We start from the raw sequence: 15,416 nt of genomic DNA, 5'->3' as shown, positions 1-15,416 counted from the left end.
GAAAACTTTAAATGTAAATGCTAACTGTCCTATTTTTATCATCTTTTTTGCTCAGTCATTGGGTTTTTCTAACTGCTTGAGATTGCTGGGAATAGCGAAATTAGGCATCTTTGATCATTGAGAAAAAAACCGAAATATCGGTAAATGTAGCTTTCGGGTTGTTCTGGAATTCGCGCTTTGCTGATGAAATCGGGCATCGACCAGCTGTGCTCTGTTCAATGAGCAAAAAATAGCGTTACAATGCGATGTCCTGTATTTCGACAATAGCAACTTATCAGTTTTGAATTATTCAAGGAAAGCACAGCCCTATGTCACGTTTAGCCACCCGATTTGCACAGTTGAAATCTCAACAACGTAAGGCCCTCGTATCTTATGTCATGGCAGGTGACCCACAGCCACAGGTAACGGTACCGCTGTTACATCAAATGGTTGAGGCGGGTGTAGATGTGATTGAGCTTGGACTGCCATTCTCTGACCCGATGGCCGATGGTCCAGTCATTGCCTTGGCTGCAGAACGTGCATTGGCAGGGGGAACCAATACCCTCGATGCACTGAATATGGTCAAGGAATTCCGCCAAAAAGACACGGAAACACCAGTGGTGCTCATGGGCTATTTAAACCCGGTTGAGGTCATTGGCTACCAGAAGTTTGTCGCCTATGCGCATGAATGTGGGGTAGATGGTGTCTTGCTGGTGGATCTGCCGCCAGAAGAAGCTGCCGATTTAGACCAGATCTTACAGCAGTACGATATGGACCAGATTTTTCTGCTGGCACCGACCTCTACCGATGAGCGTATCCAGCATGTAGTGAAACAGGCCAGCGGCTTTATTTACTACGTGTCGCTCAAAGGCGTGACCGGTGCAGCCACTTTAGATGTCTCTGAAGCGGCGCAGCGGATTGAGAAAATCAAGGCAGTCACCGATGTACCGGTTGGTGTCGGTTTCGGTATCAGTGATGCGGCGTCTGCCAAAGTCATGGGTGCCGTGGCAGATGCAGTCATCGTCGGCAGTGCTTTCGTAAAACAGTTTGCCAACCTCGAACCAGAACAAGCCGTGGTTGAAACGGTTAATAAAGTCAAGGAGCTTCGAGCCGCGCTCGATGAGTTAGTATGAGTCAAGAAGTCAAGCCAGGGAAAATCTTAAGCCCAACTACGCCGTGGACAGAACGCGGCGTACCGGGAATTCATGTACCGGATGAGCAGCAAGCCTTAAAGGCGACATTCACCGAACCAACCATCGAATGTCCGGAATGTCATGCACTGGTGACTCGTACAGCCATGTCTTTCAATGCCTATGTCTGCCCGCAATGTGACGAGCATTTACGCATGAAAGCGCGTGACCGTTTAACCTGGTTCCTCGATCAGGTCGATGCCGAACTGGGTCAGGAATTTTCTGCCAAAGATCCACTGAAATTTGTGGACAGCAAGCCGTATCCGGACCGTATGGCCGAAGCGCAAAAGAAAACCGGTGAAACTGAAGCTTTACTGGTCATGCAAGGTTTATTAAAAGGCGTGCCGGTAACCACCTGTGCCTTTGAATTTGACTTTATGGGCGGTTCTATGGGCACGGTGGTCGGTGACCGTTTTGTGCTGGCAGCGGAACGTGCCATTCAGCAACGTCAGCCGTTAATCTGCTTTGCAGCATCGGGCGGTGCGCGTATGCAGGAAGGCATGCTGTCTTTAATGCAGATGGCGCGTACTTCAGCAGCCATCCAGCGTTTAAAAGAAGCGGGCTTGCCGTATATCGTGGTCTTAACCCATCCGGTATATGGTGGCGTAACGGCATCGTTGGCGATGTTGGGTGATGTTCATCTGGCAGAACCAAAAGCCATGATTGGCTTTGCCGGTAAGCGTGTAATTGAGCAAACCGTACGTGAAAAACTGGATGAACCGTTCCAGCGCGCGGAATACCTGCTTGATCATGGTGTGGTCGATCAGATTGTTCATCGTCATGCATTACGTGATACTGTATATCGCATTGTCACGAAACTGATGAATTTGTCTTGAATACAGCACCACTTGCAACCGACTCTTTAGAAACATGGCTCAATTATTGGAGCCATGTTCACGTTACAGGGATTGATTTAGGTCTGGAACGGGTGATTCCTGTGGCTGAAAAGCTGGGCGTCACTCACCCGGACGCAAAAGTGTTTACCGTCGCGGGCACCAATGGCAAAGGTTCCACCACCACCACCTTGGCCGCGATTTTAAATGCTCAGGGTTATCAGGTGGGGCTGTATCAGTCGCCGCATATTTACCGTTTTAATGAACGGGTCAAACTGGGCGGCGTCGAGGTCGATGACCAGCAACTGATTGAGGCCTTTGTACAGGTTGATCAGGCGCGTCGTGACTGTAATTTAAGTTTATCGTTTTTTGAAGCCACCACGCTGGCGGCTTTTGTCATTTTTAAACAGCAGGCTTGTGATGTCTGGGTGCTGGAAGTTGGCTTGGGCGGCCGTCTGGATGTGGTCAATGTGGTACATCCCGGTGTGGCCGTGATTACCAATATCGGGCTGGATCATACCGACTGGCTGGGCGATACCATTGAAAAAATTGCCTTTGAAAAAGCCGGCATCATCCGCCCGAATATTCCGGTGATCTTTGGCGGCGTGCAGGAATTACCGCAAGCCATTCAGGACAAGGCAGCACAGTGTCAGGCCCCGCTGTATGTCGCCAATCGTGATTATTTTTATCGCACCGCTGCAGATGGCCAGTCCTGGTTATTTGCCAGCAGTGGCAGCACCTTGAAATTACCGCTTGGCACGCTGGCGCTGGAAAATATATCGACCGCAGTTGCCGCCGTGTTACTTAGCGGTCTGAACATCCAGCAGCAGGCGATTGCCGAAGGCATCCAACAGGCCCAGCTCCCGGGCCGTTTTGAAATTCGCCAGATTGCCGGCAAGACCGTAATCTTTGACGCCGGGCACAATCCGCACGGTGTAGAGTTTTTGTTAAAGCAATTGCGAAATTATTTAAATTACAATAAACAGTACACCGAAGTGATCAGTGTGTTTTCCATGCTGGCCGATAAAGATGTGAATTCTGTCGTTGCCTTATTGAAAGAACATGTTTTAATGTGGAAAATTGCACAATTAAATGTTCCTCGTGCGGCAGACATCACACAACTGGATGCGGCTCTCGAGGGCGAAACAGTACAGCACTTTGATAGTGTTCAATTAGCTTTTAAATCAGCGCTGGATGAAACGAACAATAATCAGCTGATTTTGGTATGTGGATCATTTCATACCTTAGAAGCGGTATGGGAGTATTTGGAAGAATGTCAATGAATAACAAACAGCGCTGGATGGGCGGCGTTGTTTTATTGGGTGGTGGTGTGTTATTGGCAGCATTACTCCTGAAAGGCCAAGAAGAAATACATCAAAATAATGTCAAAACGCCAGAACGGGTCGAACAGTTACAGCAAAATACTGTGCCTGAAGCCGAAATGATTCAGCTACAACCTTTAACGGTAGATGTAGAAACTGAAAAACGTCTGCTGGAAGAGCAGCGCCGTGCCCGTGAAAAAGCCGTGGCTGAACAGGAAGCGCGTGCAGCTGAATTCCTGGCCATGCAGCAGCAGGCAGAAGCTGAAGCCGCCCGTAAGGCTGCAGAAGAATATGCGGCCTTAAATGCACTACGTAATGGCCAGCAGCAAAGTTCCGACAATATTCCGCCAGAGCTGGTTGAAGATGAGCAGGCCAAACAAAAACGTCTGGCTGAAGAAAAACTGGCTGCCCAGAAAAAGCTGGAACAGCAAAAAACAGCTGAAGCCAAAAAAGCTGCCGAGCAGAAAGCGGCCCAGGAACGTACTGCTGCCGAGAAAAAAGCAGCAGAACAAAAAGCTGCGGAAGAAAAACGTTTAGCCGAAGAGAAGCGTCAGGCAGAAGCCAAACGCAAGGCCGAACAGGAGCGCAAGGCTGCTGAACAGAAAGCTGCAGAAGAGAAGCGCAAAGCTGAAGAAAAACGTCAGGCAGAAGCCAAACGTAAAGCCGAAGAAGAAGCCAAAAAGAAAGCTGAAGCCGAGAAAGCACGTAAACTGCTGGAAGGCGAAGATGATGGCAAACAGTGGATGGTGCAGGTGGCACTGGCCGCCAATGAGGCCAATGCCGATGCACTGGCCGCGCGCTTAAAAGCCAAAGGCTATAAAGTCACCAAGAGTCCGACCTCTAAAGGGATCCGGATTATGGTGGGGCCATCCAAAGACCGTGAAAGTGCCGATGCAGCGCGCAAGAAAATTGCGGCGGATGCCAGCCTGAACATGAAATCGGCCTGGGTGATTGACTGGGTGCCGTTAGACAAGCGGAACTAGTTGTCCAGTCTATCGGTATCTTGCCGTGAGTTTTCATTCGATGGATTCGACAGCTGCTGTCGAATCCATTTTATATTTTCAGGACGAAATAAGGCGTCAATATTGACCCAGATCGGATGAAAGCCAAAGCCACCATATTTCATTTCTGCCAGCGCCTGTTCCACCGGCCAGTGTTCAAACATAATCCGGTACATGGCCACACTGGCCCCGGTCCGGTCTGCACCATGATAACAATGAATCAGCACTTTTTGCTGTTGGGCTTGGGCGGTTTGAATCTGCTGCATCACCTGCAATAAATCTTCCCGATCAATGGCCCAGGTATGAATCGGTAGATGCACCGATTGCAATCCATGCTGCTGCAACGGTTCCGCCTCTGCCGCTTTGGGACGCAAGTTGATGACCACATCAATATCATGCTGTTGTAACAATGCTGCCAGCTGCTGATCGGGCTGTTCGCTACGAAACAGCATCGGGCTGACCTGATAAAAATTGTGCTGCGCATCCAGCGGTTGAGCCCAGGTACTCGGGCGTTGCTGTTCAGATAAGGCCGGTGTGGTCATGCAGCCCGTGCAACAAATACAGGTCAGGACCAGGGCAAGCAGATTTTTGAGCATAGTGTTCTAATTGGTTGTGCTGAAATTGGTTGTGCTGGACCATCCCAGTGTAGCACGGCTGAGGTGCTGACCTTGTACCATGAAAAAATGCCCGTCCGAAGACAGGCATACAGGAAGATGAACGGATATTGATTATTTAGTCACGATTCGGCTGCGGGGTTAAACGCAGGTATGGTTTTACTGCGGTATAGCCTTTCGGGAAGCGCTGTTTTAATTCGGCTTCATCTTGCAGTGAAGGCACAATCACCACATCTTCACCCTCTTGCCAGTTGGCCGGGGTGGCCACTTTATAGTTGTCGGTCAGTTGCAGGGAATCGACCACGCGTAAAATTTCATGGAAATTACGTCCGGTAGAGGCCGGATAGGTAATAATCAGACGCACTTTTTTATTCGGGTCGATAATCACCAGGGAGCGTACCGTCAGGGTTTCGCTGGCATTGGGATGGATAAAATCATATAGCGTCGATACTTTACGGTCCTGATCGGCAATAATCGGAAAATTCACGCTGGTGTTCTGGGTTTCGTTAATGTCATTAATCCAGCCTTTGTGTGACTCGACATCATCGACCGACAGGGCAATGGCCTTGACGCCACGTTTTTCAAATTCCTGTTTGAGTTTTGCGGTATAGCCCAGTTCGGTGGTGCAGACCGGGGTGTAGTCGGCAGGATGTGAAAACAGGATGCCCCAGCTGTCGCCCAGAAATTCATAAAAGTTCAGGGTGCCTTCGCTTGATTCCTGAGTAAAGTCGGGTGCGGTATCGCCTAATCGTAAACTCATTTTAACTGCCTCATATCGTTGTTGTATTGGGGGATGGAATTGACTATGGCGCAATTCTTTTAGCATTGAAAATACTTTTTTTGTAATTCTTTATGAATATATTGAATAAGTGATTGAATGAAATGCTGAAAAAACATGCAGTCATATTGTCATGCTTTGACTATATCATCCGATTAAAATTTGCTACATTATTTTGCCTTAGCTTCGCTGTACGGATAGAAATCATCAGAATTTTTTGATGGGTTGTGTGCAAAACCCTTGTACTTCAAATTTCTAGCAGCATAATAACGACTGAGAACAAATTATTCTTTTGACAAGCAAGATTTAGAGAGTCTATTCATGTTGGCAAGTCTGATCGGAGGAATCTTCGGTACCAAAAATGAGCGCGAACTCAAACGCATGCGTAAAATCGTAGACAAGATTAATGCGCTCGAGCCGACGATATCAGCCTTAAGCGATGCAGACTTATCTGCAAAAACCGAAGAATTCAAACAACGATATAACAAGGGCGAAAGTCTAGATAAGTTATTGCCAGAAGCGTTTGCAGTCTGCCGTGAAGCCGGGAAACGGGTCATGGGCATGCGCCATTATGATGTACAGCTGATTGGTGGTATTACCCTGCACGAAGGTAAAATTGCAGAAATGCGTACCGGTGAAGGTAAAACCTTAATGGGGACTTTGGCCTGTTACCTGAATGCCTTAAGTGGTGAAAGCGTACACGTGATTACCGTGAACGACTACCTGGCGCAGCGTGATGCCGAACTCAACCGTCCACTCTTTGAATTTCTGGGTTTAAGCATCGGCATTATTTATTCGATGCAGGACCCGACCGAAAAAGCGCAAGCCTATCGTGCCGATATTACTTACGGGACCAACAACGAATTTGGTTTCGACTATTTGCGTGACAACATGGTGTTCTCGCTGGCAGAGAAAAAGCAGCGTGGCCTGACCTATGCCATTATCGATGAAGTCGACTCGATCCTGATTGATGAAGCACGTACCCCGCTGATTATCTCGGGTCAGAGCGAAGACTCATCACAGCTGTATGCGGCGATTAATACCATTCCGCCTAAACTGCATCCGCAAAAAGAAGAGAAAGTGCCAGATGGCGGTCACTTCTGGATTGATGAAAAACAGCGTTCGGTTGAAATGACCGAAGTCGGTTATGAAACCGTAGAAAATGAGCTGATTCAGATGGGGCTGCTGGCAGAAGGGGAAAGCCTGTATTCTGCTTCCAACCTGAATCTGGTACATCACGTGTCTGCGGCCATTCGTGCCCATTTCCTGTATCAGCGCAATGTGCACTACATCATTCATGATGGTGAAGTGATTATTGTCGATGAAAACACCGGTCGTACCATGCCGGGTCGTCGCTGGTCTGAAGGTCTGCATCAGGCGGTTGAAGCCAAAGAAGGTCTGGAAATCCAGCCGGAAAACCAGACTCTGGCCACCACCACCTTCCAGAACTACTTCCGTCTGTACAAAAAACTGTCCGGGATGACCGGTACTGCCGATACTGAAGCGGCAGAAATGAAAGAAATTTATGGTCTGGATGTGGTGATTATTCCAACCCACCGTCCAATGATCCGTCAGGACCATAACGATTTAATCTATTTAAATCGTGAAGGCAAATACAACGCGATTATTCAGGAAATCCTGCGCGTGCAGGAGTCCGGTGTCGCGCCGATCCTGATTGGTACCGCCACCATTGAAGCCTCAGAAATCCTCTCGGACAAACTGAAAGAGGCCGGTATTCATCACGAAGTTCTGAACGCCAAACAGCACGAACGTGAAGCCGATATTATTGCCCAAGCCGGTGCACCACGTGCGGTGACTATTGCCACCAACATGGCGGGTCGTGGTACCGATATTCTGCTCGGTGGTAACTGGAAAGCTCTGCTGGCCAAAATTGAAAACCCGACGCCTGAAGATGAGCAACGTCTGAAAGAAGAATGGGACCAGAACCACGAAGCAGTACTGGCCTCAGGCGGTTTGCATATTATTGGTTCTGAACGTCATGAATCACGCCGTATTGATAACCAGCTGCGTGGTCGTGCGGGTCGTCAGGGTGACCCGGGTGTGTCGCGTTTCTATCTGTCACTTGAAGATGACCTGATGCGTATTTTCGCTGGTGATCGTGTGGTGGCCATGATGCGTGCCATGGGCCTGAAAGAAGATGAAGCCATTGAACACAAAATGGTGTCACGTTCGATTGAAAATGCCCAGCGCAAAGTTGAAGCACGTAACTTCGATATCCGTAAGAACCTGTTGAAATACGATGACGTCAACAATGAACAGCGTAAGATTATTTACTCACAGCGTGATGAAATTCTTGCCGCAAACTCATTGCAAGATTACATCGAAGAAATGCACCGTGAAGTGATTCAGGGCGTGATTGCCAACTATGTGCCACCAGAGTCGATTCATGACCAGTGGGATATTGACGGTCTGGAGCAGGCGTTACGTGAAGATCTGGCTTTAGATCTGCCAATTAACCAATGGTTAGAAGAAGATCGCCGTCTGGATGAAGAAGGTCTGGTGGAGCGTATTTCTGATGAGCTGGTGGCTCGTTATAACAGCCGCCGTCAGCAAATGGGTGATGAATCTGCAGCCATGCTGGAGCGTCATTTTATGCTCAACTCGCTGGATCGTCACTGGAAAGATCATCTGGCAGCAATGGATTACTTGCGTCAAGGCATTCATTTACGTGGTTATGCGCAAAAGAATCCGGAGCAGGAATACAAGAAAGAAGCCTTTAACCTGTTTGTAAATATGCTCGCTGTGATCAAGTCTGATGTCGTGACTGACTTGTCTCGCGTACACGTACCAACAGCTGAAGAACTGGCTGAACTTGAAGCACAGAAACAGGCACAAGCCGAGGCGATGCAGCTGAATCTGTCTCATGCCGATGTGGACAGTCTGACCGGTGAAACTTTCGAAGCCGATGCGCAGCAGACAACCCCAACCGAAACGGTGTTTACGCCACCGGCAAGCCGTAATTCACCATGTCCATGTGGTTCAGGTCTGAAATACAAACAGTGCCACGGCAAAATCTAAGCCATTCAAAACATCTCGCAAAAAGCAGAATTTCGATTCTGCTTTTTTTTATTCCGCTAAGTGTTTGAATAGTTTTGCAAGATGTGAATACAGATTGCAGTGCAGGAAATTAAATGGTATTTAGTTGCACATTGCACACCGAAAAGTGGAAAACACAATGAAAAAAGTATTACAACCTTTACTGATTGTTGCTTTAGCAACGCCTGCTTTGGCTTTTGCCAATACCCAAACCACCACGCCGGAAAAAGTTCAGGCCGCAGTCGGTGTAAGCACTACCCAAGCAGTGGTCAATAATGACCAGGTGACGGTTGCAAGCCCACGTACCGGTATCCGTTATACCTTTGCCAACCCGAATAAACGTCCGATTGTGCTCCAGACTGCAGCCATTGCTCCGGCCAATGCTGCCAATGCCGACCGCATTGTTGCTTCTAACCCGGCCCTGTCTGCAGAAAGCCAGCAAAAAGCCAAACAGGCTTTATTAAACGAAGCTGTGCAACTGGCCAAAAACTAAGGGTCAAGCACACAACACTAACCAGCCTGCGGGCTGGTTTTTTATTGTACGGCAGTTGAGTCCGGTCACAATTTTGTGGATGACGGGTTCTGCTCGATTTTTTCCTGATTTTGTTCTAAGCTGTGCACACTGAATTATTAACTGGTTGGACGTTTTAAAAATGGCAGTAGGTGACGTTTCTATGCCACAGATGCATGTGGTCAAAGGGGTGAGAATTGGGACAGCAGAAGCCTATGTTCGTTATAAGAACCGACGTGACCTTGTTATTTTTGAACTGGCCGAAGGCGCCAATGTCGCCGGTGTGTTTACCCAAAACGCCTTTTGTGCAGCACCTGTGCATATCTGTAAAGCACATCTGCAGGCGGGTAATCCACGCTATTTAGTGATTAACACCGGCAATGCTAATGCCGGAACCGGTAAAACCGGTATGCAAAATGCAGCAGCAACCTGTGCCAAGCTGGCTGAACTGGCGGGTGTACAGACCGCCGAAGTATTGCCGTTTTCTACTGGTGTGATTGGCGAGCAGTTACCAATTGAGCGTTTAACTGCGGGTTTACAACCGGCCTTAGACAGCTTGCGTGCCGATGCCTGGGACGACGCTGCCCGCGGTATTATGACCACAGATACCACACCGAAAGGTGCATCTGAGCAGTTTGAACTGGATGGCATCACTTATACCATGACCGGTATTTCTAAAGGTGCCGGCATGATTCGCCCGAATATGGCGACCATGCTTGGTTATGTGGCCACTGATGCTCCAATCAGCCGTGAACTGGTACAGCAACTGTTGAGTAGTACGGTTAATGTCTCGTTTAACCGCATCACTGTCGATGGCGATACCTCAACCAATGACTCCTGTATCTTCATTGCAACTGGCCAAGCCGGTGGTACAGAAATCAGCTCGACCGAAGATCCGCGTTATGCCGTAGTATTAGAGGTTTTAACCCGGGTGATGACACGTCTGGCGCAGCTGATTGTGCGTGATGGTGAAGGCGCGACCAAATTTATTACCGTTGCAGTCGAAGGTGGACAAAATACCCAGGAATGTTGCGATATTGCTTACAGTATTGCTCATTCACCGCTAGTAAAAACCGCTATTTTTGCCTCAGATCCAAACTGGGGCCGTATTCTGGCGGCCATTGGTTATGCGGGCGTGCCAAATTTAGACGTTGAAAAAATTCAGGTTTGGTTAGATGATGTACAAATCTGTAAAGATGGCGGCGCCGCAGCGGACTATACCGAAGAAGCCGGCGCACGTGTCATGGCGCAGCAGGAAATGACCATTCGTGTAGATTTAGGTCGTGGCCAGGCTCAAGATACCGTCTATACCTGCGATTTATCTTATGATTATGTCAAGATTAATGCAGACTACCGTTCTTAAGTCCCTGATGTATTTCTGAAAAAGCCTCCGTTGTGAGGCTTTTTTACAACGCTGTATTTTTAATGATTGGTCAAGCGCTGACACTGACCAATTGCTGATGTAACTGCTTGTGCAAACAAGCATTTCGATAGAGAAGACGCTGTTATGAATGATGCGACCATTTTAATTGCCAATGAAGCAAAGTCGATTGTGCAGGCGCATTTAGACCGTTTGGGTGAACCGAAAGAAAATCATTTAACTGAAGAAGCCAAGCAGGCCAAATTTGCCTTAATTCAGGCCGAACTTAAAAAACGTGATGCAGTACTGGTGGCACACTATTATTGCGATCCTGAAGTGCAAGAGCTGGCAGAGCTGACGGGTGGTTGTGTATCGGATTCACTGGAAATGGCACGTTTTGGTCGTGATCATGCAGCGTCAACCCTGGTGGTGGCCGGGGTGAAATTTATGGGCGAAACCGCCAAAATCCTGTCACCTGAGAAAACAGTGCTGATGCCGACGCTGGAAGCCACCTGTTCACTCGACCTGGGCTGCCCGGTAGATGAATTTACCCAATTCTGCGATGCCCATCCTGATCATACCGTAGTGGTGTATGCCAACACCTCGGCTGCTGTGAAAGCCCGTGCCGACTGGGTGGTAACCTCAAGCTGTGCGGTTGAAATTGTCGAGCATCTCGATAGCCTGGGTGAAAAAATTATCTGGGCACCGGATCAGCATTTGGGTCGTTATATCCAGAAAAAAACGGGCGCAGACATGCTACTCTGGGATGGTGCCTGTATCGTGCATGAAGAATTCCGTGCCCGCGGGATTGCACAAATGAAAGCGCTTTATCCGGATGCAGCGGTGCTGGTGCATCCAGAATCACCAGAATCGGTGGTGGATATTGCTGATGCAGTCGGCAGTACCTCGCAATTGATCAAGGCTGCCCAGACTTTGCCACATGAGCGTTTAATTGTGGCGACCGACCGCGGGATTTTCTACAAAATGCAGCAGGCGGTACCGAACAAGATTCTGGTAGAAGCGCCGACCGCTGGTGAAGGCGCGACCTGTCGCTCATGCGCGCATTGCCCGTGGATGGCTATGAACGAACTAGATGGGATTTTGCAGGTTTTACAGCAGGGGGATCAGGAAATTTTTGTTGATCCTACGCTGGCAGAACGCGCCAAATTACCGCTCGATCGCATGTTAAACTTCAGTGCGCAGCTAAAACGCTAAAAATTGATTGAAAAATGTCTAAAATGCTTGATAAATAAGCGGTTGAAGAGATTTTTCATATTTTTTTAAAGATAGGTGTTGACGTCCACGGGCGTCGCGCCTAGAATGCACACCGTACCGCACGATGTGCGATACACGAAAAGCTGAGATGAAACGGAGCATAGCACAGCCTGGTAGTGCACCTGGTTTGGGACCAGGGGGTCGTAGGTTCGAATCCTACTGCTCCGACCAATTTCTCAAGGCAACGATGTGTTTTTTGTATCATCGGTTAAGCGCTTGTAGCTCAGTTGGATAGAGCATCCGCCTTCTAAGCGGATGGTCACAGGTTCGAATCCTGTCAGGCGCGCCATTTTGGTGGCTTGGTATTGTAGAACTAATTGATGGTGGATGTAGCTCAGTTGGTAGAGCCCTGGATTGTGATTCCAGTTGTCGCGGGTTCGAATCCCGTCATTCACCCCAACTTTTAAAGTTGAACATCGGAGCATAGCACAGCCTGGTAGTGCACCTGGTTTGGGACCAGGGGGTCGTAGGTTCGAATCCTACTGCTCCGACCAATTTCCCTAAAGTTGAAAGATAAAAGATACCGCGTTAAGCGGTTTTTTTATGCCTGAAATTTAAGTCTGCTGATAAAATCTCCCCATAAAAAAAGCCTCTGCAAGAGGCTGATTCTACAAAGTGGCAAAATACTTAAGGCACAATCACCACATTTACACGCTGGTTCATCGCCCGGTTTTCAGGAGAGGTGTTTGGTACCAGCGGCTGTTCTGCACCGCGAGGAATTACCTGTAAATTCACTGGTCGAAAACCTTGTTGCATAAAAATTTGTGCGACATTTTCGGCACGTTCTCCGGACAGCTTCAGGTTATAGGCCAGGTCACCGACATTGTCGCTATGTCCAATAATTTTGACTTTATCCAGTTTATATTTCAGCAACTTGCTTGAGAGTTGCTGTAAAGCTTGCTGGTTGTGTGCCTGGATCTCGGCCTGATCAAAACCGAACAGCAGTTTTTCTGGTAGGCTTAAGCTCCAGCCCTCGCTGGTCAGGCTAAAACCTTCCTGCTTGAGCATGCGGGCCTGTTTGTAATTGAGCTGCCCCAGACTCATGCAGGCACTGAGGGTAGTCAGTGCAAGCAGCAGACAAGCAGTTTTAAAAATATGTTTTAACATGAATAAACTAACCTTTGGCCATGCGCCCGTGCTCTGCAAAAATGTACCAGTGTTGTGCGAGCTGCTTGGCCTTATACATGGCCATATCTGCATTATTGATCAGCATTTCAGGAGATGATGCTGACTGCGCGAGTGCGATGCCAATACTAAAACTGAAATAAATAGGATGATGATTAAAAATTAAAGGCTGGCGACAGCAGTGGAGTAAATTTTCACTTATTCTAATTAAATCATGATGATCTTCAATATTTTTTACAATAATTGCGAACTCATCACCACCGAGGCGGGACACAAAATCATGCTGGTTTAACGCTTGGCGCAAGCGTTTGGCCATTTCCAGCAGCACGGCATCACCGGCGGCATGGCCGTGGCGATCATTAATTTCTTTAAAGTTATCGTTATCAATAAACAGCAGGGCAATGCTGTCCTGCGTACCTTGGGCAAAACTCTGTGCCAGCATTTGATGGAAATATTCACGGTTAGGGAGTTGGGTCAATCCATCATGACGGGCCTGATGCGACAATTGATGATTTTCATGTTGTAGCGCCCGGGTTGAGGCTTCAATTTTGTCCAGCAGTTCATTTACCACGCGATTAATTTCCTGAAATTCGGAAATTTCAGACGAGGGGAGGCGTAGCTGATAATTTTTATTGGTGCTGATGGTCTGTGTGGTCTGTACCAGTGGATTGACCGCTTTCATCAAATGTCGGTAAACCGCATTTGCCGACCAGAACAGTAAGGCTAGCAGCAAAATAAAGCTAATGGTCAGCGCCAGTAGAATGGTATAGAAAAAACTGACATGGGTAGAGGCATTGCCATAGACCACCAGTTGTCCAAAATTTTGCTGCTGATGCTGAATCTGAACTGTCACCGGCTCACGAAAATACAGCCAGTCCAGTAAATACTGAATAAACGGTAACGCATTTTGATGATGATGAATGGTCGACAGGACTTCACCATTGGTTGCGATGACTTGAATTGAGTGAATTGGATATTGCTCGGCATATTCAGCCAGAATCTTCTGAATTGTATAGGTGTCATGAAAGACCACAGCGGGCTGAATCCGCTCTGCCAGAGAACCGGATAAAATACTCAAACTCTGTTTGGCATAACTTCCAGGGTGTAATTAGACACCACACAAAAAATACCTAGTCATAAACCAAAGGTCAGAATAAAAATCACCAGCTGGTACGAACGGAAAATACGTCGTAGCGATACTGCTTTGGGCTTATTCATGCTTTAGGCCCCCGTTTTTACCCAGTAATAATACCCGGGGGTCAATATGTACCTGTGACTGCGTCAGACTTTACATATTCACCCTAAATGAATACTGCTGATTTTTCTTCTGGTAAAGACAAAAGACACTGCCCAGTTCACAGGCTGAATTGGTAGTGCTAATGCTTAAGGCGGGATAACGCACTGCATTGTTCAGAATATTCTGTTCTTCTCTTCACGCGGGCTTAGGTTAGAAAAGACAATGGCCTGACAACTGGTCTGTTTTAAATCGTCTAATTGTAGTGGGCTGATTTTATAAACATGCTGTGCGCTACGCTGGCTTTTAAATTGTTGTGCTAGCGCCGGATTATTCACAATACAAATATTCGGCGTATTTTGCTCCCATTTGGCATAACTTAAAATGGCATACACCATTTGGGGTGTACCAGCGGTTGGGCTATTGGCATGGGCAGGGTGCAAACATAAACACAGCAAAAAACACAGTGTTTTGTGTAAGGGGAGAGAAGGCATTTTTATAAAAAGTTAAAAATAAAATTATGGCCGCAGTCTAACTAAAATAAAAATGAAAGAAAAGGATAAAAAATAAACTGAAAAACCCGAAATTGATCATAAAAAATACAGTTAAGATATATTTCCCAAAATAATTAAAAATAGGGGTTGCGTCAGGTTTTATTTGCTCTATAATGCACATCCATCGGCGGTGATGTTGATAAAAACTTGTTGATAAACAAGGATTTAGCTAAAATGGTTGAGTTCTGGTTTAGGTGGTAAGTTTAGAAATAAAATCAACATTGCATGTTGACTTTCTAAAAATAGAGAGTAGTATAGCCGACCTAGCTTGATGCTGACGAAGCATCGAGAAGATCATTAAGAGATTATGAAGAACAACTTGTGTGGATTTTTACTGGTTGATTAATCGAATATATTTTCATTAATTGATTGGTTTAAATTACTCGAAGTTTATTTGAGCGAATTTAAGTCAGAAAATTGATGAGCCAAGTTTAAGAACTTTACTTATAAAGTTCGAAATGATTTTAACTGAAGAGTTTGATCATGGCTCAGATTGAACGCTGGCGGCAGGCTTAACACATGCAAGTCGAGCGGAGCGAGGGTGCTTGCACCTTAGCTTAGCGGCGGACGGGTGAGTAATGCT

General features: G+C 47.2%; 14 protein-coding genes, 4 tRNA genes and 1 rRNA gene. 13 read left to right on the top strand and 6 right to left on the bottom strand.

Annotated elements, in window-relative coordinates; genetic code table 11:
• Positions 1-308 precede the first annotated feature (308 nt).
• Genes trpA through FTT89_RS04180 form a run of 4 tightly spaced genes read left to right on the top strand, consistent with a single transcriptional unit; the run spans position 309 to position 4,307 of the window.
• Complete coding sequence (trpA, locus tag FTT89_RS04195; protein WP_005179970.1) at positions 309-1,112, top strand: tryptophan synthase subunit alpha; 804 nt, start codon at positions 309-311, stop codon at positions 1,110-1,112.
• On the top strand, positions 1,109-2,005 hold the full coding sequence (gene accD, locus FTT89_RS04190) for an acetyl-CoA carboxylase, carboxyltransferase subunit beta (protein WP_005179967.1): 897 nt from the start codon (positions 1,109-1,111) through the stop codon (positions 2,003-2,005). Before trpA ends, accD begins: the two co-directional genes overlap by 4 nt.
• On the top strand, positions 2,002-3,285 hold the full coding sequence (folC, locus tag FTT89_RS04185; protein ID WP_180172716.1) for a bifunctional tetrahydrofolate synthase/dihydrofolate synthase: 1,284 nt from the start codon (positions 2,002-2,004) through the stop codon (positions 3,283-3,285). The genes accD and folC overlap by 4 nt, the downstream gene beginning before the upstream one ends.
• Positions 3,282-4,307 (top strand): SPOR domain-containing protein, encoded by a 1,026-nt coding sequence (locus FTT89_RS04180; protein WP_160241011.1) that lies wholly within the window; start codon positions 3,282-3,284, stop codon positions 4,305-4,307. The genes folC and FTT89_RS04180 overlap by 4 nt, the downstream gene beginning before the upstream one ends.
• Here FTT89_RS04180 and FTT89_RS04175 read toward each other — a convergent pair.
• Together FTT89_RS04175 and FTT89_RS04170 are read right to left on the bottom strand one after the other, a co-directional pair.
• Positions 4,304-4,921 (bottom strand): dual specificity protein phosphatase family protein, encoded by a 618-nt coding sequence (locus FTT89_RS04175; RefSeq protein ID WP_180172715.1) that lies wholly within the window; start codon positions 4,919-4,921, stop codon positions 4,304-4,306. The genes FTT89_RS04180 and FTT89_RS04175 overlap by 4 nt on opposite strands.
• 136 nt (positions 4,922-5,057) lie before the next feature.
• Complete coding sequence (locus FTT89_RS04170) at positions 5,058-5,699, bottom strand: peroxiredoxin (protein ID WP_005179960.1); 642 nt, start codon at positions 5,697-5,699, stop codon at positions 5,058-5,060.
• A 339-nt stretch (positions 5,700-6,038) separates the two neighbouring features.
• Here FTT89_RS04170 and secA point away from each other — a divergent pair, with 339 nt between their 5' ends.
• The 8 genes from secA (at position 6,039) to FTT89_RS04130 (ending at position 12,414) form a co-directional block, all read left to right on the top strand.
• The gene (secA, locus tag FTT89_RS04165; protein ID WP_160241013.1) at positions 6,039-8,756 is read left to right on the top strand and encodes a preprotein translocase subunit SecA; all 2,718 of its coding nucleotides are present in this window, start codon (positions 6,039-6,041) and stop codon (positions 8,754-8,756) included.
• Between the two features lie 157 nt (positions 8,757-8,913).
• Positions 8,914-9,267: a hypothetical protein gene (locus tag FTT89_RS04160; RefSeq protein ID WP_016658663.1), complete on the top strand. Its 354-nt coding sequence runs from the start codon at positions 8,914-8,916 to the stop codon at positions 9,265-9,267.
• Between the two features lie 160 nt (positions 9,268-9,427).
• Positions 9,428-10,648, top strand: a complete 1,221-nt coding sequence (argJ, locus tag FTT89_RS04155; protein ID WP_016658664.1) for a bifunctional glutamate N-acetyltransferase/amino-acid acetyltransferase ArgJ — start codon at positions 9,428-9,430, stop codon at positions 10,646-10,648.
• 144 nt (positions 10,649-10,792) lie between these two features.
• Positions 10,793-11,860 carry a quinolinate synthase NadA gene (gene nadA / locus FTT89_RS04150; RefSeq protein WP_127800468.1) on the top strand — a complete coding sequence of 356 codons (1,068 nt, stop codon included), beginning with the start codon at positions 10,793-10,795 and terminating at the stop codon, positions 11,858-11,860.
• Positions 11,861-12,014: 154 nt separating this feature from the next.
• Positions 12,015-12,091, top strand: a tRNA-Pro gene (locus FTT89_RS04145).
• A 41-nt stretch (positions 12,092-12,132) separates the two neighbouring features.
• Positions 12,133-12,209 (top strand) — tRNA-Arg (locus FTT89_RS04140).
• A 34-nt stretch (positions 12,210-12,243) separates the two neighbouring features.
• Positions 12,244-12,319 (top strand) — tRNA-His (locus FTT89_RS04135).
• An 18-nt stretch (positions 12,320-12,337) separates the two neighbouring features.
• Positions 12,338-12,414, top strand: a tRNA-Pro gene (locus FTT89_RS04130).
• A gap of 133 nt (positions 12,415-12,547) precedes the next feature.
• On the opposite strand, the gene FTT89_RS04125 is transcribed toward FTT89_RS04130, so the two are convergent.
• From FTT89_RS04125 to FTT89_RS14525, 4 genes are all read right to left on the bottom strand, one after another.
• Positions 12,548-13,027, bottom strand: a complete 480-nt coding sequence (locus FTT89_RS04125; protein ID WP_168390147.1) for an OmpA family protein — start codon at positions 13,025-13,027, stop codon at positions 12,548-12,550.
• A gap of 7 nt (positions 13,028-13,034) precedes the next feature.
• Positions 13,035-14,123, bottom strand: coding sequence for a sensor domain-containing diguanylate cyclase (locus FTT89_RS04120; protein WP_180172714.1), 1,089 nt, complete (start codon positions 14,121-14,123; stop codon positions 13,035-13,037).
• 210 nt (positions 14,124-14,333) lie between these two features.
• Positions 14,334-14,447, bottom strand: a complete 114-nt coding sequence (locus FTT89_RS14530) for a hypothetical protein (protein ID WP_373688336.1) — start codon at positions 14,445-14,447, stop codon at positions 14,334-14,336.
• An 8-nt stretch (positions 14,448-14,455) separates the two neighbouring features.
• On the bottom strand, positions 14,456-14,722 hold the full coding sequence (locus FTT89_RS14525) for a YfiR/HmsC family protein (RefSeq protein WP_257221839.1): 267 nt from the start codon (positions 14,720-14,722) through the stop codon (positions 14,456-14,458).
• A gap of 576 nt (positions 14,723-15,298) precedes the next feature.
• On the opposite strand from FTT89_RS14525, the gene FTT89_RS04110 reads away from it, so the two are divergent.
• Positions 15,299-15,416: ribosomal RNA gene (locus FTT89_RS04110) — 16S ribosomal RNA — on the top strand; the annotation flags it as partial.

The organism is Acinetobacter sp. YH01025, assembly GCF_013420185.1.
In the GTDB taxonomy this organism is placed as follows: Bacteria; Pseudomonadota; Gammaproteobacteria; order Pseudomonadales; family Moraxellaceae; genus Acinetobacter; species Acinetobacter indicus.
The sequence above is the reverse complement of the archived record's forward strand: the minus strand, read 5'-3'. Positions and strand labels throughout refer to the sequence as shown.